Annotated in this window: 15 protein-coding genes; 6 read left to right on the plus strand and 9 right to left on the minus strand. The window is 61.9% G+C overall.

All coding sequences use genetic code 11. The features are described 5' to 3' along the window. Window position 1 precedes the first annotated feature (1 nt). Both AC1MEK_RS11795 and mfd read right to left on the minus strand, forming a co-directional pair. A complete protein-coding gene (locus AC1MEK_RS11795) occupies window positions 2-538 on the minus strand; it encodes a CsiV family protein (RefSeq protein WP_480396462.1) in 537 nt (178 codons plus the stop codon). 9 nt (window positions 539-547) lie between these two features. Further along, on the minus strand, window positions 548-4,024 hold the full coding sequence (gene mfd / locus AC1MEK_RS11800) for a transcription-repair coupling factor (protein ID WP_480396463.1): 3,477 nt from the start codon (window positions 4,022-4,024) through the stop codon (window positions 548-550). Between the two features lie 181 nt (window positions 4,025-4,205). On the opposite strand from mfd, the gene AC1MEK_RS11805 reads away from it, so the two are divergent. Further along, window positions 4,206-5,669, plus strand: a complete 1,464-nt coding sequence (locus AC1MEK_RS11805; RefSeq protein ID WP_480396464.1) for a glyceraldehyde-3-phosphate dehydrogenase — start codon at window positions 4,206-4,208, stop codon at window positions 5,667-5,669. A gap of 937 nt (window positions 5,670-6,606) precedes the next feature. Here the strand turns inward: AC1MEK_RS11805 and tcuC are convergent. Next, entirely contained in the window at window positions 6,607-7,899 is a 1,293-nt protein-coding gene (gene tcuC / locus AC1MEK_RS11810; protein ID WP_480396465.1) for a tricarballylate/proton symporter TcuC, read from the minus strand. 293 nt (window positions 7,900-8,192) lie between these two features. On the opposite strand from tcuC, the gene AC1MEK_RS11815 reads away from it, so the two are divergent. Continuing rightward, window positions 8,193-12,605, plus strand: coding sequence for a dermonecrotic toxin domain-containing protein (locus tag AC1MEK_RS11815; protein ID WP_480396466.1), 4,413 nt, complete (start codon window positions 8,193-8,195; stop codon window positions 12,603-12,605). Between the two features lie 290 nt (window positions 12,606-12,895). Then, window positions 12,896-14,290: a Si-specific NAD(P)(+) transhydrogenase gene (gene sthA, locus AC1MEK_RS11820; protein ID WP_480396467.1), complete on the plus strand. Its 1,395-nt coding sequence runs from the start codon at window positions 12,896-12,898 to the stop codon at window positions 14,288-14,290. A gap of 42 nt (window positions 14,291-14,332) precedes the next feature. Here the strand turns inward: sthA and AC1MEK_RS11825 are convergent, their stop codons facing one another. Both AC1MEK_RS11825 and AC1MEK_RS11830 read right to left on the minus strand, forming a co-directional pair. Next, the gene (locus tag AC1MEK_RS11825; RefSeq protein WP_480396468.1) at window positions 14,333-15,055 is read right to left on the minus strand and encodes a glycerophosphodiester phosphodiesterase; all 723 of its coding nucleotides are present in this window, start codon (window positions 15,053-15,055) and stop codon (window positions 14,333-14,335) included. A gap of 35 nt (window positions 15,056-15,090) precedes the next feature. Continuing rightward, window positions 15,091-15,678: a PilZ domain-containing protein gene (locus tag AC1MEK_RS11830; RefSeq protein WP_480396469.1), complete on the minus strand. Its 588-nt coding sequence runs from the start codon at window positions 15,676-15,678 to the stop codon at window positions 15,091-15,093. A gap of 125 nt (window positions 15,679-15,803) precedes the next feature. On the opposite strand from AC1MEK_RS11830, the gene AC1MEK_RS11835 reads away from it, so the two are divergent. From AC1MEK_RS11835 to AC1MEK_RS11845, 3 genes are read left to right on the plus strand one after another with little or no spacing between them, the layout of a single operon-like run. Next, on the plus strand, window positions 15,804-17,054 hold the full coding sequence (locus AC1MEK_RS11835) for a lipoprotein-releasing ABC transporter permease subunit (protein ID WP_480396470.1): 1,251 nt from the start codon (window positions 15,804-15,806) through the stop codon (window positions 17,052-17,054). A 7-nt stretch (window positions 17,055-17,061) separates the two neighbouring features. Beyond that, a complete protein-coding gene (gene lolD, locus AC1MEK_RS11840; protein ID WP_480396471.1) occupies window positions 17,062-17,745 on the plus strand; it encodes a lipoprotein-releasing ABC transporter ATP-binding protein LolD in 684 nt (227 codons plus the stop codon). 51 nt (window positions 17,746-17,796) lie between these two features. Next, window positions 17,797-19,041: a lipoprotein-releasing ABC transporter permease subunit gene (locus AC1MEK_RS11845; protein WP_480396472.1), complete on the plus strand. Its 1,245-nt coding sequence runs from the start codon at window positions 17,797-17,799 to the stop codon at window positions 19,039-19,041. A gap of 7 nt (window positions 19,042-19,048) precedes the next feature. Here AC1MEK_RS11845 and AC1MEK_RS11850 read toward each other — a convergent pair whose 3' ends face one another. From AC1MEK_RS11850 to AC1MEK_RS11865, 4 genes are all read right to left on the minus strand, one after another. Then, a complete protein-coding gene (locus AC1MEK_RS11850) occupies window positions 19,049-19,732 on the minus strand; it encodes a sulfite exporter TauE/SafE family protein (RefSeq protein WP_480396473.1) in 684 nt (227 codons plus the stop codon). A gap of 165 nt (window positions 19,733-19,897) precedes the next feature. Continuing rightward, window positions 19,898-20,113 carry a cbb3-type cytochrome oxidase assembly protein CcoS gene (ccoS, locus tag AC1MEK_RS11855; protein ID WP_480396474.1) on the minus strand — a complete coding sequence of 72 codons (216 nt, stop codon included), beginning with the start codon at window positions 20,111-20,113 and terminating at the stop codon, window positions 19,898-19,900. Window positions 20,114-20,129: 16 nt separating this feature from the next. Beyond that, on the minus strand, window positions 20,130-22,583 hold the full coding sequence (locus tag AC1MEK_RS11860; protein ID WP_480396475.1) for a heavy metal translocating P-type ATPase: 2,454 nt from the start codon (window positions 22,581-22,583) through the stop codon (window positions 20,130-20,132). A gap of 4 nt (window positions 22,584-22,587) precedes the next feature. After that, window positions 22,588-23,121 (minus strand): FixH family protein, encoded by a 534-nt coding sequence (locus AC1MEK_RS11865; RefSeq protein ID WP_480396476.1) that lies wholly within the window; start codon window positions 23,119-23,121, stop codon window positions 22,588-22,590. Window positions 23,122-23,146 lie beyond the last annotated feature (25 nt).

The raw sequence follows: 23,146 nt of genomic DNA on the forward strand, positions 1-23,146 counted from the left end.
GTCAACGCGGTGCTTGAAGAGGAGAAACCTTGATCAGCATGGCCAGGCTTCCGTTGTCCATGTAGGTCAATTCGCCGTTCCTGACCCGGGTCGCCTGACGCATGCGTTCGCTGGTGACCAGCACGCCATGATCGTCCAGCTGGTTGACCCAGAAGTTGGCATCGATATCAGTAAAGCGCGCCAGGCCCAGACTCACCGTCCCTTCGATAGGAAAGTGGCCGAACTGCTCCTGGCCGCTGCTGATCGCGACCTTGCTCGGCGTGGCGCTGAGCGGCTGCTGCCAGGCGCGATGCAGCAGCACCTTGTAGCCGTCGCTGTTCTGCAATTTGTCGACCAGCGCGTCCAGCGCGGTCGAGGTCTGGTTGTCGGCACCCAGCGTTTGCGCGCCTTGCGCCCAGTCTTCGGGGGCCGCCTGATTGGTGGCGGCCGGTTCGCCGTGCTGGCGGAACAGGATCAGCTCCACCTGATAAGTGCCATCGGCGAATGCCGCAGGGGCAATCAGCACCAGCAGCAGGGTGAGCGAGTGAAGCAGACGCATGTACTTTCCTTAAGCCGATTTTCCAGGGGCTGTTTTTGCAGGCGGCGACGCCAGGCGTTCGAACAGCGCTTCCAGCGTATTGAAGCGCTCCTCGGGACGCTCCATCGGCACCATGAACTTGAACACCGTGGCACCTTCGAACTTGTAGCGTTTGGGTTGCCCCTGAATCAGCTTGATCAACGTCAATGGGTCTACTGGAGTATCGGCGGCGAATTCGATTCGTCCACCTTGCGGCCCACCGTCGACCTTCTTGATGCCCAATTGCTCGGCCTGAAGCTTGAGCGCGGTCATGCGCACCAGATTCTTGGTCGGCTCGGGCAGCAGGCCGAAGCGGTCGATCATCTCCACTTGCAGGTCTTTCAGACCTTCCTCGTCGGCGGCGTTGGCGATGCGTTTGTAGAGAATCAGCCGCGCGTGCACGTCCGGCAGATAGTCCTCGGGGATCAGCCCCGGCACACGCAGGTTGATTTCCGGGCCGCCACCCAGCGGTTGCTCAAGGTTGGGCTGCTCGCCCTTGCGAATGGATTTGACTGCGCGTTCGAGCATTTCCATATAAAGGGTGAAGCCCACGGCCTGGATCTGCCCGCTCTGGCCTTCGCCCAAGAGCTCGCCCGCGCCGCGGATTTCCAGGTCGTTGGTCGCCAGCACGAAGCCCGCGCCCAGGTCCTGAGTATTGGCGATCGCCTCCAGGCGCTTTTCGGCATCCGGGGTGATCTGCTTGCGCGGCGGTGTCAGCAGGTAGGCGTAGGCCTGGTGGTGACTGCGCCCGACCCGGCCGCGCAACTGGTGCAACTGGGCCAGGCCGAACTTGTCGGCGCGCTCGATGATGATGGTGTTGGCGCTCGGCACGTCGATGCCGGTCTCGATGATGGTCGAGGCGATCAGCACGTTGAAGCGCTTGTGGTAGAAGTCGCTCATCACCTGTTCCAGATCACGCTCGTGCATCTGCCCGTGGCCGATGCCGATACGCGCTTCGGGCACGAGTTCCGCGAGGTCCGCGGCGCATTTCTCGATGCTCTTCACGTCGTTGTGCAGGTAATACACCTGGCCGCCGCGCAGCAGCTCGCGCAGCAATGCCTCTTTGACGGTCGGCTTGTTCTGCTCCATGACGAAGGTGCGTACCGACAAACGCCGCGCAGGGGGCGTGGCGATGATCGACAGGTCGCGCATGCCGGCTACGGCCATGTTCAGGGTGCGCGGGATCGGCGTTGCGGTCAGGGTCAGGATGTCGACCTCGCTGCGCAGGGCCTTGAGCTGTTCCTTCTGACGCACGCCGAAACGGTGCTCTTCGTCGATGATCACCAGGCCCAGGTTCTTGATCTTGACGTCGTCCTGCAACAGCTTGTGGGTGCCGATGACGATGTCGATCTTGCCCTCGGCCAGCTCCGCCACGGCGGCGTTGACTTCCTTGGCCGACTTGAAGCGGCTCATCACCTCGACCTTCACCGGCCAGTCGGCGAAGCGGTCGCGGAAACTGTTGTAGTGCTGCTGGGCGAGCAGGGTGGTCGGCACCAGGATCGCCACCTGCTTGCCGCCGTGCACGGCGATGAACGCAGAGCGCATCGCCACTTCGGTCTTGCCGAAGCCGACGTCGCCGCAGACCAGGCGGTCCATGGGCTTGGGCGCGAGCATGTCGGCGCGCACCGCTTCGATGGTGGTCTGCTGGTCCGGGGTTTCCTCGAACGGGAAACCGGCGCTGAAGGTTTCGTAGTCAAGCTTGGGATCGGCGAACGCGTAGCCTTCGCGGGCGGCGCGGCGGGCGTAGATGTCGAGCAGTTCGGCGGCGACATCGCGCACCTGCTCGGCGGCCTTGCGCTTGGCTTTCTGCCAGGCTTCGGAGCCCAGCCGGTGCAGCGGCGCCAGCTCGTCGTCGCTGCCGGTGTAACGGGCGATCAGGTGCAGGTTGGCCACCGGCACGTAGAGCTTGGCGTCCTCGGCATAGGCCAGCATCAGGAACTCGGCGACCTGGTTTTCCACTTCCAGCGTCGCCAGGCCCAGGTAGCGCCCAACGCCGTGGTCGATGTGCACCACCGGCGCGCCTTCGCGCAGCTCGGCCAGGTTCTTGATGACCGCGTCACTGGCGTGGCTGTCGGTGCGCTTCTCTCGCCGGCGACGCTGCATCACGCGCTGGCCGAACAGTGGGCTTTCGGCGATCAGCGCCAGCGCCGGTTGCTCAAGCAGCAGGCCTTCGTCCAGCGGCGCGATGGTGATCGCCAGGCGGTCCTTGCTTTCGACGAATTCTTGCCAGCTGTCCAGGGTTTTCGGGCGCAGTTTCAGGCGTTCGAGCAGCTCAAGCAGCACTTCGCGGCGACCGGCCGATTCGGCGGTGAACAGCACGCGGCCGGGGAATTCATCGAGAAAGCCCGACAGCGCTGCCAGCGGCTGGCTGGCCTTGGCCTCGATGGCCAGTTCCGGCAGCGCCCGCGCGGGAAAACGCTCGCGACCGACGCCGGTGTCGACGTCGTCCTGGCTGGCGACGATGCGCGGCCAGCTTTTCAGGCGGGCGAAGCAGTCTTCCACCGGCAGGAACAGCTCGTCGGGCGGCAGCAGCGGACGATCCGGGTCGATGCGGCGTTCTTCATAGCGGTTGCGCACGTCCTTCCAGAAGGTTTCGGCGGCCTGCTCGATGCCCGGCAGGGAAAACACCTGGGTGTCCTGGGGCAGGTAGTCGAACAGGGTCGAGGTTTCTTCGAAGAACAGCGGAATGTAGTACTCGATACCCGCCGGGGTGATGCCGCTGTTCAGATCCTGAAAGATCGGGCTGCGGCGGAAGTCGACGTCGAAGCGCTCGCGAAAGCGCGCCTTGAAGCGGGTGACCGCTTCCTTCTGCAGCGGGAATTCCTTGGCCGGCAGCAGGCGCACCGAATCGACCTTGTCGATGGAGCGCTGGGTTTCCGGCTCGAAGGTGCGCAGGGTTTCGATTTCGTCGTCGAACAGGTCGATCCGGTAGGGCAGTTTGCTGCCCATCGGAAACAGGTCGATCAGCGCGCCGCGCACGGTGAATTCGCCGTGCTCGTACACCGTGTCGACGTAGCGATAGCCGCTGGCTTCGAGCCGGGTGCGCATCAGTTCGACGTCCAGCTTCTGGCCGACGTCCAGCACCAGGCTGCTGCCGAGCAGGAACTTGGTCGGCGCCAGGCGGTGCAGGGCGGTGGTGATCGGCACCACCAGCACACCGTGTTCCAGCTCAGGCAGCCGGTACAGGCTGGCGATGCGCTGGGAAATGATGTCCTGATGGGGCGAGAACAGGTCGTAGGGCAGGGTTTCCCAGTCAGGGAAATGCAGCACCGGCAGATCGGGGGCGAAAAACTTCAGTTCCTGCTCCAGCCGCTCGGCGCTCTGGCTGTCGGCGGTCAAAAGCAGGGTGAAGCGTTTCGCGGCGCTGGCGGCCTCGGCGATGGCCAGGCTTTGGGCGGCACCGGGCAGGTTGCCCCAATGTTGTTTGCCAGTGGCGGCAGGAAGAATCGGCAGGCGCAGGACGGGCACGGAAGGTTGAGCTCCAGGCGTTGCGGCAAAGCCTTGGATTGTAACTAAATCGGGAATCCGGTGTCAGTCTTGTGCTCGCCTTTGTCGGTCGCAAATTATGTAGTGCCGGGTCAGGTGAAAACTCCGGATTGCTCATAAACAAAGGCTTGGGCATAATGTAGTCCCTTTTTTCAGCCCCTACATGTGGAAGGTTCCCGTGACTCAGAAGCCCGACCAGTGTCTTGGTGAATGGATCGATCGTGAAGCGCTCGCCGAGGCGATGATCCCGCTTATCGGTCAGCTCTACCGCAACAACAATGTGGTGAGTTCGATCTATGGCCGCACTCTGATCAATCGTTCCGTCATCGCAATTCTCAAGGCGCACCGCTTTGCCCGTCACCGTCAGGCTGACGCGACCGAATTGTCCGTACACGAGACTTTCCCGCTCATCAAGGCGATGAGCGAGCTTAAACTGGGCGCCGCTTCGGTGGACCTGGGCAAGCTGGCCGTCAAATACAAGGCCGAAGCCAACGGCCGCACCGCCGAGCAGTTCGTTCGCGAGGAAATGGCCGACATCGTTGGCCAGCAGAACTCCGCCGCGCGCAAGGGCACTGACGTCGTGCTGTACGGTTTCGGCCGTATCGGTCGTCTGCTGGCCCGCATCCTGATCGAGAAGACCGGTGGTGGCGACGGCCTGCGCCTGCGCGCCATCGTCGTGCGCAAGGGTTCGGAAAACGACCTGATGAAGCGCGCCAGCCTGCTGCGTCGTGACTCGGTGCACGGCCCGTTCGACGGCACCATCACCATCGACGAAGCCAACAACACCATCACCGCCAATGGCAACCTGATCCAGGTGATCTACGCCAAGAACCCTACCGAGGTGGACTACACCCAGTACGGTATCAAGGACGCGCTGCTGGTCGACAACACCGGTGTATGGCGTGACGCCGACGGCCTGGGCCAGCACCTGCAGTGCGCCGGCATCGACCGCGTGGTACTGACCGCACCGGGCAAGGGCAAGCTGAAGAACATCGTTCACGGCATCAACCACCAGCAGATCACCGCCGATGACAAGATCATCTCGGCGGCGTCCTGCACCACCAACGCCATCGTGCCGGTGCTGAAGGCGGTCAACGACAAGTTCGGTATTGTCAACGGCCACGTTGAAACCGTTCACTCGTACACCAACGACCAGAACCTGATCGACAACTTCCACAAGGGCGATCGCCGTGGCCGCAGCGCTGCGCTGAACATGGTCATCACCGAAACCGGCGCTGCCACTGCCGCTGCTAAGGCACTGCCTGAGCTGGCCGGCAAGCTGACCGGCAACGCGATCCGCGTGCCAACGCCAAACGTTTCGATGGCGATCCTGAACCTGAACCTGGGTACTGCGACTTCTCGCGAAGAGATCAACGAATACCTGCGTGAAACCGCGCTGTATTCGGACCTGCACAAGCAGATCGATTTCGTGAATTCGCAGGAAGTGGTGTCCACTGACTTCGTGGGTTCGCGTCACGCGGGTGTGGTCGATGCTGAAGCGACTATCTGCATGGATAACCGTGTTGTGCTGTACGTCTGGTACGACAACGAGTTCGGTTACAGCTGCCAGGTGGTTCGCGTGATGGAAGACATGGCCGGGGTCAATCCGCCTGCTTTCCCGAAGTGATTTGCCAGCCGTAAGGTGAAGCAAGACGAGAACGCCCCGACATTCAGTCGGGGCGTTTTTGTTTGTGGTGGTTTTGGATGTTGCGTGTTTATCGTTTTCGGCGGTGACGCTGAGTTGTTCTGGCTAACGCCAGACCTGTTTCGACTTCGTCGAGTTACTTGGAAAAGACCCCCAAGTAACCAAGGGGTCCTGCTCCTGGTTTGGCCCGACTTCGTCGGGTCCCCTCTCTCCGGTCCCGCTCCGTGGGCCCGGCGCGAATGGGCCATCCATGGCCCACGCGCCTCTCGCCGCATCCATGCGGCTCGACCCACTCCGCGAGACCTCCGTTCGGCCTGCACCCAAGTCGCGTTTTGTGGTGTCTGGACTGGCGATGCATGAAGATCAACAGCAACAACAGCAACAGCATCGCGAGCTTCGCTCCCTCCCACAATTTTGATCGTTCCCACGCTCCGCGTGGGAATGCCGCATATGGACGCTCCGCGTCCGGTGACGCGGAGCGTCACGCAATGGGTTACCACGCGGAGCGTGGGAACCATCAGATGCTTTTGATCTTCGTGCGCAAATCTCACAGGCGCCACAAAACGCGACTTGGGTGCAGGCTGAACGGAGGTCTCGCGCAGTGGGCCAAGCGGCAGGATGCCGCGCGAGGCGCGGGGCCATGGATGGCCCGTTCGCGCCGGGCCCACGGAGCGAGACCGGAGTGAAGGTAGTCCGACGAAGGAGGACCCAAACCAGGAGCAAGACCCCTTGGTTACTTGGGGGTCTTTTCCAAGTAACTCGACGAAGTCGAAACAGATCTGACGTTAGGAAGAGCGCTCTTGATCTTGATCTTGATCCTGATTCAACGAAGTCAAAACAGACCAGCTCCTGAAACAAAAACGCCCCGATCACTGTCGGGGCGTTTGGTCTTGCGTGCGGCTCGAATCGTACAGCGAAATCAACCAGCCGTAGCCGCCCCATGCACACCCTGCGGGCCCTTACGGAACAACACCAGCGTAGCAATCAGCCCCAGCACCGCCGCGCCACTCAGCCAGATCCCAGGCGCTGCCTTGTTGTTCAGCTCATGGATCAGATAAGTACAGGCCGCTGGCGTGAAACCACCAAAGGTCGCCGTCGCCAGGCTATAGGCCAGCGAGAAACCGGTGGTGCGCACCTCGACCGGCATGATCTCGGTCAACGAAACCACCATCGCACCGTTATACGAGCCATACAGGAACGACAGCCACAGCTCCACCATCAACAGATTGCCGAAGCTCGGGTTGGCCGTCAGCCAGGACAGCGCAGGATAGGCCGTGATGATCGCCAGAATGGTCGCCGCCAACAGCAGCGGCTTGCGGCCGATCTTGTCGGACAGCGCGCCCATCACTGGCAGCCAGATGAAGTTCGAAATCCCCACGCACACGGTCACCAGCAGGCTGTCCAGGTCGGACAGGTGCAGCTCGTTCTTGCCGAAGGTCGGCGTGTAGGCCGTGATCAGATAGAACGACACAGTGGTCATGACCACCAGCGCCATGCCGGCGACGACGATGCCGAAGTTGGAGCCGATTGACTTCATCACCTCGCTCATGGTCGGACGATGCTTGCGCGCGCGGGCTTCGAATTCAGGGGTTTCTTCCAGCGAGCGGCGGATGATGAAAATCGCCGGCACGATCATGCAGCCCACCAGGAACGGCACGCGCCAGCCCCATTGGCTCATGTCTTCAGGGGTGAGCCAGTGGTTCAGGCCGACACCCAAGAGGCCCGCGAACACCACCGCAGCCTGTTGGCTAGCCGATTGCCAGCTGACGAAAAAGCCCTTGCGGCCCGGGGTCGAGATTTCGGCCAGATACACCGACACACCGCCCAGTTCCACGCCGGCCGAGAAGCCTTGCAGCAGGCGACCAATCAGCACCAGCAGCGGCGCGGCAACGCCGAGGGTGGCGTAGCCGGGGACGAAGGCGATCAGCAGGGTGCCCATGGCCATCAGCGCCAGGGTAATGATTAATCCTTTCTTGCGACCGTGATGGTCGATGTAGGCACCGAGGAAAATCGCGCCCAAGGGACGCATCAGGAAGCCGGCACCGAAGGTGGCCAGCGAGAGCATCAGCGAGGCGAATTCGCTGTCTGCCGGGAAGAATGCTTTGGCGATGGCAGTGGCGTAGAAGCCATAGACCATAAAGTCAAACATTTCAAGGAAGTTGCCACTGACAACGCGAAAAATCGCCTTGCCTTTGCCTGTGTTCGAGGCCATTTGAAATTACTCACTTAGGCTGTCTAGCTGGGGGGATCCGTTGTATTTATGCGTCCTCTGCTGCACCGTTCGAGCCTGGTCTCGAACGGAACAGATTTGTAACGATATGTGTAAAAGTAGCAGATGGCAATCAGAAGACTCGGGCCGGCGCCGCTCGTTCACAACCGGTGATCTGATAACCGCAATATTTGTTTATGTCACAGCGCCTATCGATCTGCCGTTAACTCGCCTGAAATTTTCGGCTGTATCTCAGCCAATCCGAAAAACGGACTTATAGGCGAGTCAAACCCACCATGGACAAGCAATTTGAATTGATCGAGACGTTTTCGCGGCGTCCGTCACTGTCGTCTGTTGCCTCGACACTCATGACGAACGAAATGAAATCGCAATACCCGTCGCTGACGATCGACCCGGATGTCGCGATTGTTACCCAGGCAAGCCCGATCCAGACCGAACAACCGGGCCGGATCAAGGGGCGGACATTGTCGGCCTGGTTGCATGCCAGCTTCGCTTCGGGCAGGACCACGGTCTGGACCGATGATCAGAACACGCTGGTGGCCGATCCCAAAGCATCGGCTCCGGTCGCGGTGAACGTCGACATGGCGTCACTGGCCATTTCTGTAGATAGCGTGGCGCTGGGCCTTTCCCACGCCTACATGAAGGCATTGGTAGAGTTCTGGAGCACACCGGACAAGAGCGGCAGGAGCCCTTGGGAACAACTGGCCCTGGCCCTCGAGCGACAGAAGCTGGGTTCAACCGTGCGCGGCGATGTTGCGGTAACGGCTGTCGTCGACCCGTATTTTGAAAAAAAGGCGCTCAACGTGTTACGAGCGCAACTGTCGGCCATCGAGTCATTGCGTTCGCTGGAACGCGACGATTTTGACGAAATAGAAGGGTATCTGGCGCAAGTCACCGACATTACTCCGCTGTTCAAGGGCAGCAAGAGTGCAGGATCAGGCACTGATCTGACCCGGATGGATCAGCTTCCCGGCTGGCTGCAAACGGCTTCTGCCGCCGAGCGTCTGGATTACAGTCGGCGGATGGAGAGGCTGGCGATCGCGTCCGTGCGCGCTGCGGGTCAATCCTGGAATGACGATCTGCCGCCCCTCCTCGACTACGCCAGAAAGGCGCTGCAGGATGGCTTGCTGGAAGACCATCCCGACGCCAACGGGTTGACGCTCGACGATGTGACGGTGCACATCGCCAAGGTTGTGGCTGCTGCGGTGCCGTCCACCGGACAAATCATCGCGACCGGTACTGTGGAAAAGGTCAGCATGAGCGTTGCCACCTTCGCGCTGGGGAATCTTGCAAGCCTGCCTAACGGTACGATTACGCTGTCGATCAGGGATGGAGGCCCTATCCCGGTCTGGCTGACGCCTGAGTATCTGAAGTCGCTGATGGTCCGGCTGGATCTGGGGTGCGCTTATCCAGCGCTGGTACGGCGTTATCTGATTACCGATCAGGTGGAGGCCGCGCGGCGCCAGACCCTGTTTGCCGATCAGTTGAGCGTGCAGTTGCCGCTCAAGGCGCTCGAACAGAAAATCCGCGGTCAGGGCAATCTGACCCAGGCCGGGTATCGTTGCGTCTGCGCATTGCTCGACCCCGACAACACGACCTTGCCGTCTGATGGTGGCCCCGTCCTGCGTCCGCTGGCCTGGGTGGCCGCGCCGGGGTATACGGCTGATCCGGTTGGCAACATGTTCATCATGGGCGATGCCGATCCGCAGAACGGCCCGTTCATCCTGTATCGACCGTTCGCCGAAACACCACTGACCGAATTTTCTTCCTGGCAGCAATTGCGCGACGCCATCGCCAAGCCCGGGGATCTGCAAGATGACGTGCTTGTCTGGATGTCCGACGCAGCGCGCCAGCGTTACGCCAACAATGGCTTCGATCAGCCGCACATCACCCGCTTTGGTGTGGGGTCTGATTTCGCGCCAATTGAAACCCCGGCCCCCGCACAACTGGAGTCGGACTGGCTTCAGGACGATCCTATGCAGACCTTTTTTGATGCCAATGCCCAGGCACTGGTAGACCTGGCCGATCGTGAGTCGGTGACCAATGCCGAGAGCCGCTGGGCCATGTTTCAGCGCGGTGGCTGGCTGGCTCTGGATGTCGTCATGCCGTTTCTGAGCGGAGCGGTGGCCAATGCGGTGTGGTTGATGCAAATGATGCTGGCAGTCGATCACGTGCTGGTTGCCGAAAGGCGCAAGACCGGTCGTGATCGTGCCGAGGCATGGAACAGCCTGTTACTGACGATCTCCATGATCCTGCTCCACCAGGGATTCCCGCGAGGCCTGGTGTCGCCTGATCGTCCGGCAACACCTGAGCCGACAGAAACATCGGTGGTGGCAAGTGAGGGTGAGCCGGCCCCGGCCTCGGTGCCGGATGTGCCAGCGACTGTTGTGGTGGACCCGCCCCTTCAGATTGACATTTTTCCTACTCCTGCGCAGGGCGAGCACCTGGCATCGCTTGAATTTTCCTGGGCGAGCTCGCAACGTCACCTGACGGTAAAACAGGCCACGAAGCTGGCTGGCATGAGGATGTCGCCCGAGCCTGTTCTCAAGGATGCGTCTGTTCAACCCGGCAGGGAAGGATTGTACCTGCATGAGAAGCAATGGCTGGTGAAGCTGGAGTTTCTCGGCGCCGATGCCGTAAGCATCGGGTTCGGTGAAGGGATCTTTGAGGTCAGCTTCACGGATGAGGGAGTGTGTATCGTCGACCCTCAACGTCCTGCGTCTCCGGGGCCGCAGTTGCGCAAGGGAGATCAAGGCTGGAGTCTGGACCTGTCGCTGCGGCTTCTGGGTGGTGGCCCCAAAAAGCGCAGTTTGCGCCAGCTGGCGCTGGAGAACGCTGCCACGCTCAAGCGTGTTCAGGAGCGTAGCGCCAACCTCCAGCAGAGCGAAGACCGGATTTACGCTCGCTTCACCGAGTGGGACAAAACGCTCAGAAGAGGACAGGCGCCATTCGACGCGCAAACCATTGGACTGATGGAGATCGATCTGAAGGCGCTGTGCGCGATCATCGAGGAGAACGGACAACTTCAGCAGAGTCTGCGTGCTGCTGATCGTGCCAGCGAAAAAGTGGTCGCGACGGCGTATCAAGGGCTGACCCGGCGCATGGGGTTTGTAGAAGGGGTCTTGCTCAACAAGGCCACTCACACGGTCAATTCTCGACTGCCACAGTTGCATGAATCAGCCGAGGGGATCGTCAAGGCAAGCAATATCGACGCTTATCTGCAGATGTTCGAGGACCTGCTCGACATCCAGGACAAGGGCGCGGACTGGTCGGCATCGCGCGAGCAATATATGCAGCGGCTCAGAGAAGTGCCCAAAGTTGGCGAGAATCTCTGGCGATCAGAGCAGACCGACCTGCAGAACCATAATCTGTTGCATCATCTGGAGTGGCGCATCTACCGGATGTGGTCGTTGCTTGAGCTCAGTTTTACCCGAAGCGACATTCTCGCGGGTTACGGTGATCAGGCGCTCAAGGGCTTGCGCATGGATGAGCGTCTGCATGCGGCATTCAGTTCACAGGCGGAACTGGAAAAGCCCAATGACTACGCGCCAGCTGATCAGATCAGCGTGCTGGAAAGCTCATTGCGCGAGTATGAGAGGTGTTCGTTAGTGGCTGCGAGCGCAAAAGAGAGCCATGCGCAGACGCTTGTCACGGAGTATTTCGAACGTTTTCTCGAAGACCTGGCCTGGCTCACGGAGCGTGCAGAAACCAGGCTGTCCGATCTGATCAGAGAGAGCGCCGAGCCCTCGCAGTCCTACCCGGAATACGTGCCGAAGGTGAAACAGGCGCGTAGACGCATCTTCAAGACCCGGGGCCATCGCACGCTGGTCGGGAAGCTCAGGGAGGGGGAGCCTGAACTGTCGGGGGCGGTGGTCGATGTGATCGACGCCAGGGATGCAAAAGTCATCAGCACCTACCATATGCACGACAATGGTGAGTGGGTCGAGGTCGAGACGCTCGCGCCGGCAAAGGTGGCGAAAGGCGAAAGCGTCGTGACCCTGACGCAGCTGAAATCCCAGGCCAACGCCGCCCTTGGCCGAGTCGAAGCGGACATCAATGCTATCCGGCGCCAGTCCGGCCGTGGTGTGGAGCCTGCGGATGTGCAGGACATGCTGGTGCACAAGGCGGACAAGCTTCAGGTACTGGCGGACAAACTCGCGGTCGATCGCAGCGAAACGGCCCAGAAGAGCGATGATTCAAACAATCTCCCCGGCTCGACTCAGGCGCTGATTGCCAGCCTGCGTCAGGCAGCACAGGGAATGGTAGAGGAGGGCCGGACGCTGAGAATCAGCCTGATCAAGTCACAACCCCCGACTGGCGCGCGTCTTGACTATCTGGCGACAGAGCGGGAGATCAGTATCGCCAGCTTCGAAGGTCGCAAGAACATGTCCGGGAAGAAACGCGATGATTTTCTTCAGGAATATGTCATCCGTGGCAAGGACTCTCGTGTCCTGTGGTGGGCGCACTTTCATTACGCCAGTGAGGGCGCTCCCGCCACCGCCTACACAGCCGCTCACCTGAAAATGCCCGAGCAGCGGTTTATCGGGTACAAGGCACAAGTCAAGGCGGCCACCGACAACAAGGGTGTCATCAATGTTTACCGCAGTGTCATCGGCAAAGATGTCGCGCAAAGGTTGTTCTTGAACGTGGCACCTCAGGCACCGGGGGTGATGGCTGATCCAGGGTGATAAAAATGGCGCTGTCGGGCCGCTGAATACAAAAATGCTGCATTTTTTGTGATTCGTAACGATAACGGCTTTATCATCCGCAACAATCGGGCGCTCGACGGCGTCCCGCGGTAATGCGAATGCCAGACGACGCTGGCCGAACAGGCCTGTGACGCGACCAAGGGTTAATGGTGGTTGCCTCGTCTGGCGTTTAGACTGCGCCGCGAGTTTCGATTCTTCATGCCGCACGTGACGGCATGACTTAGCCGCAGACGCCATCGTGGCGTTTCGGCCTGTTCTGAGGAGTACGCATGGCTGTCTACAACTACGACGTAGTGGTGCTGGGTTCAGGTCCAGCGGGAGAAGGCGCGGCAATGAACGCCGCCAAGGCTGGGCGCAAGGTGGCGATGGTTGACAGCCGCCGCCAGGTCGGCGGTAACTGCACCCACCTGGGCACGATCCCGTCCAAGGCGCTGCGTCACTCGGTCAAGCAGATCATCCAGTTCAACACCAACCCCATGTTCCGCGCCATCGGCGAGCCGCGCTGGTTCTCCTTCCCCGATGTGCTGAAAAGCGCCGAAAAAGTCATCAACAAGCAAGTGGCCTCGCGCACCGGCTACTACGCGCGCAACCGGGTCGATGTGTTCTTCGGCACCGGCAGCTTCGCCGACGAGCGCACCGTCGATGTGGTCTGCAACACCGGCGTGGTGGAGCATCTGGTGGCCAACCAGATCATCATCGCCACCGGCTCGCGGCCTTATCGCCCGGCCGATATCGACTTCAACCACAAGCGCATCTACGACAGCGACACCATCCTCAGCCTCAATCACACCCCGCGCAAACTGATCATCTACGGTGCTGGCGTGATCGGTTGCGAATACGCGTCGATCTTCAGCGGTTTGGGCGTTGACGTCGAGCTGATCGACAACCGCGACCAGCTGCTGAGCTTCCTGGATGCGGAAATCTCCCAGGGCCTGAGCTATCACTTCAGCAACAACAACGTGATGGTTCGCCACAACGAAGAATACGAGCGCGTCGAAGGCCTGGAAAACGGCGTGATCCTGCACCTCAAGTCCGGCAAGAAGGTCAAGGCCGACGCGCTGCTGTGGTGCAACGGCCGGACCGGCAACACCGACAAGCTGGGCCTGGAAAACGTCGGCATCAAGGCCAACGGCCGTGGCCAGATCGAAGTCGACGAGGAATACCGCACCAGCAAGCCGAACATCTACGGCGCGGGCGACGTGATCGGCTGGCCGAGCCTGGCCAGTGCCGCTTACGACCAGGGCCGTTCGGCGTCGGGCAAGGCGGTGGACAACGGCACCTGGCGCTTCGTCAATGACGTGCCGACCGGTATCTACACCATTCCGGAAATCAGCTCGATCGGCCAGAACGAGCACGACCTGACCCAGGCCAAGGTGCCGTACGAAGTGGGCAAGGCGTTCTTCAAGAGCATGGCACGGGCGCAGATTTCCAACGAGCCGGTGGGCATGCTGAAGATCCTGTTCCACCGCGAAACCCTGCAGATCCTGGGCGTGCACTGCTTCGGCGACCAGGCCTCGGAGATCGTGCACATCGGCCAGGCGATCATGAACCAGCCGGGCGAAGCCAACACCCTGAAGTATTTCGTCAACACCACGTTCAACTACCCGACCATGGCCGAAGCCTATCGAGTAGCGGCGTACGACGGCCTCAACCGGCTTTTTTGAGCGGCTCCGGCCGGTGGCCTGAGCCGGCCGGAGAGACCGATTTCAGTCATTCCCGAGGGTGGCGCTGGCCAAACCGGGAAAGTCTGTAATCAGGCTGTCAACGCCGAAGTCGGCGAGCCTGCGCATGAGCGCAGGCTCGTTGACTGTCCACACCGACACATGCAGGCCCTGACTCTGGGCTTTCTTCAGGCGCTCGGGCGTGCACAGCGTCCAGTTCAGCGCAAGGATTTCACAGCCGTAGTTGTGCGCGACCTTCAACGGGTCGAGCCAGGCGTACTCGGCCACCAGCCCGCGCGACACATCCGGCACCAGCTCCTGGGCCGCCGACAGCACTTCTCGCGAACTCGAGGTAATGGTGACCTTGTCCAGCAGGCCATGACGCTGGGCCATTTCCCGAATCGCCAGTACAGTGGTCGCCGAGCGGGTACGTGAGGCGCTTTTGACTTCCAGCTGCCAGTGATCGAAGTCGCATTTTTCGAACAGTTCTTCCAGACGCGGAATCGGGCACGGCTGCACCCAGCCCGGGCCACCCTTGCGCGCGTCGTACGTCACAAGGTCGGCGGCATCGTGCTCGACCACCTTGCCGCGCCGGTCGGTGGTGCGTTTGAGGGTCGGGTCGTGGATCACCATCAAGTCGCCGTCGCGGGACAGGTGCAGGTCCAGTTCGCAACGCTTGACCCCGTGTTTGAGGCATTCCTGAAAGCTGGTCAGGGTGTTTTCCGGTGCTTCGCCTTTGGCGCCGCGGTGGCCGTAGATTAAGGTCACAAATGCTCCTTTGATAACGCGCTAAAGGCAGAAATTCAGGCTGAATCAGGGTTGTTCTGTTCGCGAGCCTGCCGTCGTTGGGCAGCCTGGCGTTGCAGGATATGGCGGGCGAGCAACTGGCGCTGGGCGTCGGAGAGGTCGACCCATTCGGTGCCCACTTCGAAATCGCCGATGGTTCGCGCGTGGCACTGGGTGACCTTGGCCCGCAGCATCATGCCCGACGCTTGTGGCATCAACACCATCTTCACCGACAGCAGGGTGTCGACGGGGAAGGGGCGGTGGGATTCGAACTGCAGGCCGCCCTCGGACATGATCACTTTCTGCGGCGCGCCCAGCTTGCCCAGTACGGTCTGGGCGACCACCTGGCCGAGCAGGTCGATGCGCTTGCTCATGGCCCGCAGAAAGCTGTTGGTGGTGCGGTCACGGTCATCGAGCTGGCGCAGCAAGTGCTGGGATTCGAACTCGGCAACGTGCAGTTCGCTCAACAGATCGAACAGCGTGGCACTCTCGTTGTGGGCGTGCTCGTCCAGGGCGCCGGAGGCTGGAATGCGTTGAATTTCCAGTGCGACGCTGTCCTCGATACGGTAGTATTCGCGGCGTTCTTCTTCATCTAATGTCGGCATGGCGAACCCATGGTAGCGGCGGTTGTCAGAGTGATTGCGCTTGAATCGCGACGGTGAATCGAGTGTAAAGCCGCAGGCCCAGGCCCGCCACAAGGACGTTCCCATTCCCTTGAACAAGCCCTTACATGTTCAGACCTCTTTTTGTATTTATCGGCACGCGTTACACCCGTGCAAAACGCCGTAACCATTTTGTCTCCTTCATTTCCCTGACGTCGATGATCGGGCTCGCCCTCGGCGTAGTGGTGATGATAGTCGTGTTATCGGTCATGAACGGTTTCGATCACGAGATGCGCACCCGCGTTCTCGGCATGGTGCCCCACGCCACCATCGAATCCGGCGAGCCAATCAGCGACTGGCAGAGCCTGGCCGCCCGGGTCAAACAAAACCCGCAGGTCGAGGCCATCGCTCCCTTCACCCAGATGCAGGGCCTTCTGACCAACAATGGCAACGTGCAGAAAATCCTGCTCAATGCCATCGACCCGGCGTTGGAGCGCAAGGTTTCAATTATCGACGGCTTCATGAAGCAGGGCAGCCTGGATGATTTGGCGCCCGGCGGCTTTGGCGTGGTCATCGGCGACAAGGCCGCGACCAAGCTGGGGGTGAAGATCGGCGACAAGGTGACCTTCGTGTCGCCTGAAGTCACCGTGACCCCGGCGGGCATGTTTCCGCGCATGAAGCGCTTCACCGTGGTCGGTATCTTCCACGTCGGCGCCGGTGAGCTGGACGGCTATCTGGGCGTGACCAACCTGCAGGACCTGGCCCGGCTGCAGCGCTGGAAGCCGGATCAGGTGCAGGGCCTGCGCCTGAAGTTCACTGACCTGTTCAAGGCGCCGCGCACCGCCTATGAAATCGCCCAGAACCTGGGCGATCACCAGTACTACTCCCGCGACTGGACCCGCACCCACGGCAACCTGTATCAGGCCATTGGCATGGAGAAATCCATCATCGGCCTGCTGCTGTTGCTGATCGTGGCGGTGGCGGCGTTCAACATCATTTCCACGCTGGTGATGGTGGTCAACGACAAGCGCGGCGACATCGCGATCCTGCGTACGCTGGGCGCGACGCCGGGGCAGATCATGCGCATCTTCATGGTCCAGGGCACGGTGATCGGCGTGGTCGGCACGCTGGTCGGTGCCGGTGTCGGCATCCTCGCGGCGCTCAATGTCAGCGCTGCGATCTCGGCCCTCGAAGGCCTGATCGGCCACAAGTTTCTCAATTCGGATGTCTATTTCATCGACTATCTGCCATCGCAATTGATGACCGAAGACGTGCTGCTGGTGTGCGGCGCGGCGCTGGTCCTGAGTTTCCTCGCCACCCTGTATCCAGCCTGGCGTGCCGCGCGCACCCAGCCGGCAGAGGCGCTACGTTATGAGTGAGTCGGGCATGAGTGATAAAGCTGTTCTGAGTTGCCGCAACCTGGGCAAGTCCTACGAGGAAGGCCCGGAATCGGTGGTGGTGCTGTCCGGTCTGCAGCTGGAGTTGCACCCGGGCGAGCGCGTGGCGATCGTCGGCAGTTCCGGCTCGGGCAAAAGCACCTTGCTCAACCTGCTGGGCGGCCTGGACACGCCCACCGAAGGCAGCGTCTGGCTGGCCGGTGAAGAGCTGTCTGCGCTGAACGAGAAAGCCCGCGGCCTGCTGCGCAACCGCGCGCTGGGCTTCGTCTATCAGTTTCACCACCTGCTGCCGGAGTTCACGGCGCTGGAAAACGTCTGCATGCCGCTGCTGATCGGCAAGACGCCGATCCCCGAAGCCCGCCAGCGCGCTACGGCATTGCTGGAACGGGTGGGCCTGTCGCACCGCCTGGCGCACAAGCCGGCGGAACTGTCCGGCGGCGAACGCCAGCGGGTGGCCATTGCCCGGGCACTGGTGAACCAGCCGGGTTTGGTGATGCTCGACGAGCCCACCGGCAACCTCGACTCGCACACCGCCCAAGGCATTCAAGACCTGATGCTGGAGCTGAGCACCTCGTCGCGCACCGCATTTCTGGTGGTGACCCACGACCTGAATCTGGCGCGCCAGATGGACCGCGTGTGGCGTCTGGAAGAAGGCCGTCTGGTCGAGGCGTGATGTTTTCGGCTCCGTAGAGGGGCCTTCATTTTTAGCTACGGTGCTTCACCCATGTTCAGACCGTTATCCCTCTTTATCGGCGCGCGCTACACCCGGGCCAAGCGGCGCAACCATTTCATCTCGTTCATTTCGATGACCTCGATGATCGGCCTTGCGCTAGGCGTTCTGGCGATGATCGTGGTGCTGTCGGTGATGAACGGCTTCCAGAAGGAAATGAGTTCGCGCATCTTGGGCATGGTCCCTCATGCGGTGATCGACGGCGTCAAGCCGCTGGACGACTGGAAGCCGGCCGCCGATGCCGCTTTGAAGAACCCGCAGGTCACCGCTGCAGTGCCGTTCACGCAAATGGACGGCATGCTGTCGTTCAAGGGCTCGATGCAGCCCATCGAAATCAATGGCGTCGATCCGGCACTGGAATCCCAAGTGTCCATCGTCACTCAGCACATCGTGCAGGGCCGTTTGCAGGACTTGAAGGCCGGTGAGTTCGGCGTGGTCATCGGCGAGATCACCGCGCGACGCTTTCGCCTGAACGTGGGCGACAAAATCACCCTGATCGTCCCGGAAATCAGCAACGAACCGGGCGGCATCACGCCGCGCCTGCAACGCCTGACCGTGGTCGGCGTGTTCAAGGTCGGTGCCGAGCTGGACGGCTCGATGGCGCTGGTGAACGTGGCCGATGCCGCCACCATCAAGCGCTGGCAGCCCAATCAGGTGCAGGGCGTGCGTCTGGCCCTGACCGACCTGTACGCCGCGCCGCAAGTCTCGAGCGCCATCGCCGGCCAGCTGGGCGCGGACTACAAGGCCGATGACTGGACCCACACCCAGGGCAGCCTGTTCAGCGCCATGAAAATGGAAAAGACCATGATCGGCCTGCTGTTGCTGATGATTGTCGCGGTGGCGGCCTTCAACATCATCGCCACGCTGATCATGGTGGTGAACGACAAGGGCGCCGACATCGCGATCCTGCGCACCATCGGCGCGACGCCCCGGCAGATCATGACCATCTTCATGGTGCAGGGCACGGTGATCGGCGTGGTTGGCACCATCATCGGCGGCGTGCTGGGGGTGATCGCGGCGATCAACGTCAGCCAGCTGGTGGGCTGGATCGAGCGCGTCACCGGGCAGCACATCTTCACCTCGGACGTGTATTTCATCAGCAACCTGCCTTCGCAACTGGAAGGCAGCGACGTGGTGATGATCTGCGCGGCGGGGCTGATCCTCAGCTTCCTCGCGACCATCTACCCGGCGTACCGTGCTTCGCAGATCGAGCCGGCCCAGGCGCTGCGCTACGAGTGATCGCCGTTCAGTGCCCCATCAGCCAGTGCTGGTGGGGCCCCGGCAGCGTCCATAGCCCGAACAGAATCACCAACAAACCGCCCGCCACCCGAACCCCGCGTTTGCGCAGCAGCGCCGTGGTGCGTTCAGCCGCCAGCCCTGTGGCGATCAGCACCGGCCAGGTGCCGACCCCGAACGCCAGCATCAGCAACCCACTGTGCAGCGCATTGCCCTGGCTCGCGGCCCACAGCAGCGTGCTGTAGACCAACCCGCACGGCAGCCAGCCCCACAAGGTGCCCAGCAACAGCGCGCGAGGCAGGCTCGACACCGGCAGCAGGCGGCTGGCGAACGGCTGGATGTAGCGCCACAGCCAGCGCCCGAGCCCTTCGATGCGCGTCAGGCCGCTCCACCAGCCCGCCAGATACAGGCCCATGCAGATCAACAGCAGCGCCGCGACCACCCGCAGCAGCATGGCGCCGGGGCTGTTGGCCACCGCCCAGCCGGCCAGACCGATCAAAAGCCCGGCGCAGGCATAGCTGAAAATGCGCCCCAGGTTGTAGGCCAGCAGCAGGCGGAATCTGCGGCTGCGTTGCTCCTGGGGGATCGCCATGGTCAGCGCGCCCATCAACCCGCCGCACATGCCCAGGCAATGCCCGCCGCCAAGCAGGCCGAGGATCAGGGCCGAGAGGAGTTGGGGGAGGAGGTCAGGCATGGGGGTGGTCCAGGGTTTTGCGGGTGAATGTTCCGACGTATTCGCGAGCAAGCTCGCTCCCACAGTGGATTTGCGTAGAGTCACAAAATTCTGCCGTGCCGGGGACTTGTGGGAGCGAGCTTGCTCGCGAAGGCGTCGGCGGGAGCGATGCGATAACCCAGTCAGTCACCCGATTTTCTTCTCTTCGGGTGTTTGCATTTCCCTGCCCGACGCCTCATCCACCCCGGCCTTGTGCGCAGGGTCCTGATCGTCGAACAGAATGCTGTGAGCCGGGCTGTCCATGTCGTCGTACTGGCCGCTGTCCACCGCCCAGAAAAACACATAGATCGCCACCGCCACGATCAGCAGGGCCACCGGAATCATGATGTAGAGCGCGGGCATCGAACCTCCGGAGTCTTTATGCGGGCAAGGGGCGTGGGGCCGCTTGCGTGGCAACAGCGGCAGGCTCACCCGGCGTGCGGGCCAGGCGCAGGGCATTGAGCACCACGATCAACGAACTGACCGACATGCCCGCCGCTGCCCACAACGGCGTGACCCAGCCCAGCGCAGCAAACGGCAACATGACGCCATTGTACAGGCCTGCCCAGGCCAGGTTCTGATTGATGATGCGCCGGGTCCGGCGGGCGAGGGTGAAGGCCTGAACCAGCGCCTGCAGGCGATTGGACAGCAGCACCGCGTCGGCGCTGGTCTTGGCAAGGTCGGTGGCCGAGCCCATCGCCACGCTGATGTCTGCGGCGGCCAGTACCGGCACGTCGTTGACGCCGTCGCCGAGCATCAGCACCTTGCGGCCCTCAGCCCGCAGTTGCTGGAGGATCTGCAGTTTGTCATCCGGGCGCAAACTACCTTTCGCCTCATTGATGCCCAACTGTGCGGCCACGCTTGCCACCATGGGTGAGCTGTCGCCCGAGAGCAGGAGGGTTTTCCAGCCACGTTGTTGGCAGGCGTCGATCAGGGCCGCTGCGTCATCGCGCAGGCGGTCATCGAGCATCAGCCAGGCCAGCAGGTGCTGTTCGTCGCCCAGGAGCAGCCACTGGCCGGGTTCGTTTGGCATCTCTGGAACCGGGCTTTTGCTCAGTTCGCAGACAAAAGCCGGTTGGCCGATGCGCAGCTGTCGCCCGTCGACGCGCCCTTCAAGGCCCAGTCCCGGCGTGTTGCTCACCACTTCAGCCGTCAGCGGCGTGTGGCCGAACGCGCGGGCGACGGGGTGTTCGGAGCGCTGTTCCAGCGCGGCGGCAAGGGCCAGGCACTGGTCACTGTGCAGCGAATTCAGCGGGCGGATGGCGCGCAGGGTCAGGCGGCCTTCGGTCAGCGTGCCGGTCTTGTCGAAAATCACCGTGTCGATCTGGTTCAGGCCTTCGAGCACATGGCCGCGGGTCAGCAGCAGACCCAGCCCATGCAGGGTGCCCGTCGCAGTGGTCAGGGCCGCTGGCGTCGCCAAAGACAGCGCGCAAGGGCAGGTGGCGACCAGCATCGCCAGCACGATCCAGAATGCCCGGGCCGGGTCGATCTGCCACCAGACCACGCCAACCACCAACGCCGCACTCAGCGATATCAGCAGAAACCATTGCGCGGCGCGGTCGGCGATCTGCGCCAACCTGGGCTTTTCCGACTGTGCTCGCTCCAGCAGGCGCACGATGGCCGACAGGCGGGTACTCTCACCCAGGGCCAGGACTTCAATGGTCAGCACGCTGTCGACGTTGAGCGTCCCGGCGGTCACCGCATCGCCGGTTTCTCGGGGCTGAGGCAGGTATTCGCCGGTCAGCACCGATTCGTCGATGCTCGATTGGCCCGCGATGATCCTGCCATCTGCGGGCAATACCGAGCCGGGATGCACCAGCACTCGATCATTCAGACGCAGTTCACTGAGCAGGATGCGCTCGCTCTGGCCATCCTCGTTCAGGCGCAGGCACGAGGCCGGCAGCAGGTTGACCAGTTGCGCGGTGGCCGCGGCGGTGCGTTGTCGGGCGCGGCGCTCCAGATAGCGCCCGGTCAAAAGGAACAACGCGAACATGCCCACCGCATCGAAATACAACTCACCGTTGCCTGTGATCGCAGTCCAGATCCCGGCCACATAAGCCAGGCCGATCGCCAGCGACACCGAGACGTCCATGGTCAGTTGTCGCGTGCGCAGGTCACGCAGCGCACCCTTGAAAAACGGCGCGCAGCTGTAGAACACGATGGGTGTGGTCAGAAACATCGCCACCCAGCGCAGGATGGTGTGCATTTCCGGGCTCAGGTCGATGTTGAATTCCGGCCAGGTGGCCATGGTCGCCATCATCGCCTGAAACCAAAGCAGGCCGGCAACGCCCAACTGGCGCAGGCTGCGGCGGTTTTCGGCGGCCAATTGCTCGGTGGCCTTATCGGCCTGCCAGGGGTGGGCGGCATAACCGATGCTCCGCAGTTCGCGCAGCACCTGGCTCAAGGGCAGCGCTGCGTCGTCCCAGCGCAGGTAAAGCCGATGGTTGGACAGGTTCAGGCGCGCTTCAGCCACGGCGGGCAAGGTTCTCAGATGACGCTCGATCAGCCAGCCGCAGGCCGCGCAGCTGACGCCTTCGATCAGCAGCGTGGTTTCGGCCAGATCGCTTGCATGGCTGACGAAAGGCGCCTGCACATCGGGGCGGTCATACAACGCCTGCTCGTCGAGCAATTGCGCGGGCAAGGCGCCAGGATTGATCGAGGCTTCGCTGCGATGGCGGTAGTAGCTTTCCAGGCCGCCATCGACAATGGCCTGCGCCACCGCCTGGCAGCCCAGGCAACAGAACGAACGGGATTCACCGAGCACGACGGCCTTGAAACGATCACCGGGTGGAACGGGCAGGGCGCAATGAAAGCAGAGGATCGGAGCGTTCACGTCATCACTTCTTTTCGGCACCCTGAAGCGGCTCGTCACCCAGGATCAGGTCCTTGTCGCGGCTGATGGCTTCTTCTTCAAACAGGCGCCAGGTCTGGCTGTTCTCCACGCCCAGCAACTCGACGAAGCGGCGGCCTTCGACCCGGTCGCTCATTTGCCCGACATACCGCCCCGGTTGTGCCGGGTTGCGCGCCAGGATGATCTTGCGGTCCTTTTCCGGCTGGGTCGGGCTGATCAGATTGAGGATCAGGGTCTCCGGCTGGCTGTTGCCGGTCAGGCGCAGGTCGGTCTCGCCGGTCACGTCATCCAGGCTCACGGTGGCGCGCAGTTTCAGGCTTTGTGCCAGCAGCTCGCGGTCCAGCGAGCGGTTGATGCCTTTGCCGGCCTCGTAATAGTTGTCGTTGACCAGATTGTCCGGGTTGTCCACGGCGATGGTCACCATGGCCACGGTCAGGCTGACCGAGCAGGCCAGCATGCCGATGATGATCCAGGGCCAGCGGTGGCGGTACCAGGGGCTCGAAGCGGTGACTGCACTCATGTCGGGTTGCTCTTGAACATAAAGG

It is taken from the genome of Pseudomonas sp. 2 (assembly GCF_056627435.1).

Excerpts from the sequence above, each read along its gene's own strand:
- AC1MEK_RS11795 (WP_480396462.1), bottom strand. The coding sequence starts at position 538 with ATGCGTCTGCTTCACTCGCTCACCCTGCTGCTGGTGCTGATTGCCCCT.
- AC1MEK_RS11805 (WP_480396464.1), top strand. The coding sequence starts at position 4,206 with ATGTGGAAGGTTCCCGTGACTCAGAAGCCCGACCAGTGTCTTGGTGAA.
- tcuC (WP_480396465.1), bottom strand. The coding sequence starts at position 7,899 with ATGGCCTCGAACACAGGCAAAGGCAAGGCGATTTTTCGCGTTGTCAGT.
- AC1MEK_RS11815 (WP_480396466.1), top strand. The coding sequence starts at position 8,193 with ATGGACAAGCAATTTGAATTGATCGAGACGTTTTCGCGGCGTCCGTCA.
- sthA (WP_480396467.1), top strand. The coding sequence starts at position 12,896 with ATGGCTGTCTACAACTACGACGTAGTGGTGCTGGGTTCAGGTCCAGCG.
- AC1MEK_RS11830 (WP_480396469.1), bottom strand. The coding sequence starts at position 15,678 with ATGCCGACATTAGATGAAGAAGAACGCCGCGAATACTACCGTATCGAG.
- AC1MEK_RS11835 (WP_480396470.1), top strand. The coding sequence starts at position 15,804 with ATGTTCAGACCTCTTTTTGTATTTATCGGCACGCGTTACACCCGTGCA.
- lolD (WP_480396471.1), top strand. The coding sequence starts at position 17,062 with ATGAGTGATAAAGCTGTTCTGAGTTGCCGCAACCTGGGCAAGTCCTAC.
- AC1MEK_RS11845 (WP_480396472.1), top strand. The coding sequence starts at position 17,797 with ATGTTCAGACCGTTATCCCTCTTTATCGGCGCGCGCTACACCCGGGCC.
- AC1MEK_RS11850 (WP_480396473.1), bottom strand. The coding sequence starts at position 19,732 with ATGCCTGACCTCCTCCCCCAACTCCTCTCGGCCCTGATCCTCGGCCTG.
- ccoS (WP_480396474.1), bottom strand. The coding sequence starts at position 20,113 with ATGCCCGCGCTCTACATCATGATTCCGGTGGCCCTGCTGATCGTGGCG.
- AC1MEK_RS11865 (WP_480396476.1), bottom strand. The coding sequence starts at position 23,121 with ATGAGTGCAGTCACCGCTTCGAGCCCCTGGTACCGCCACCGCTGGCCC.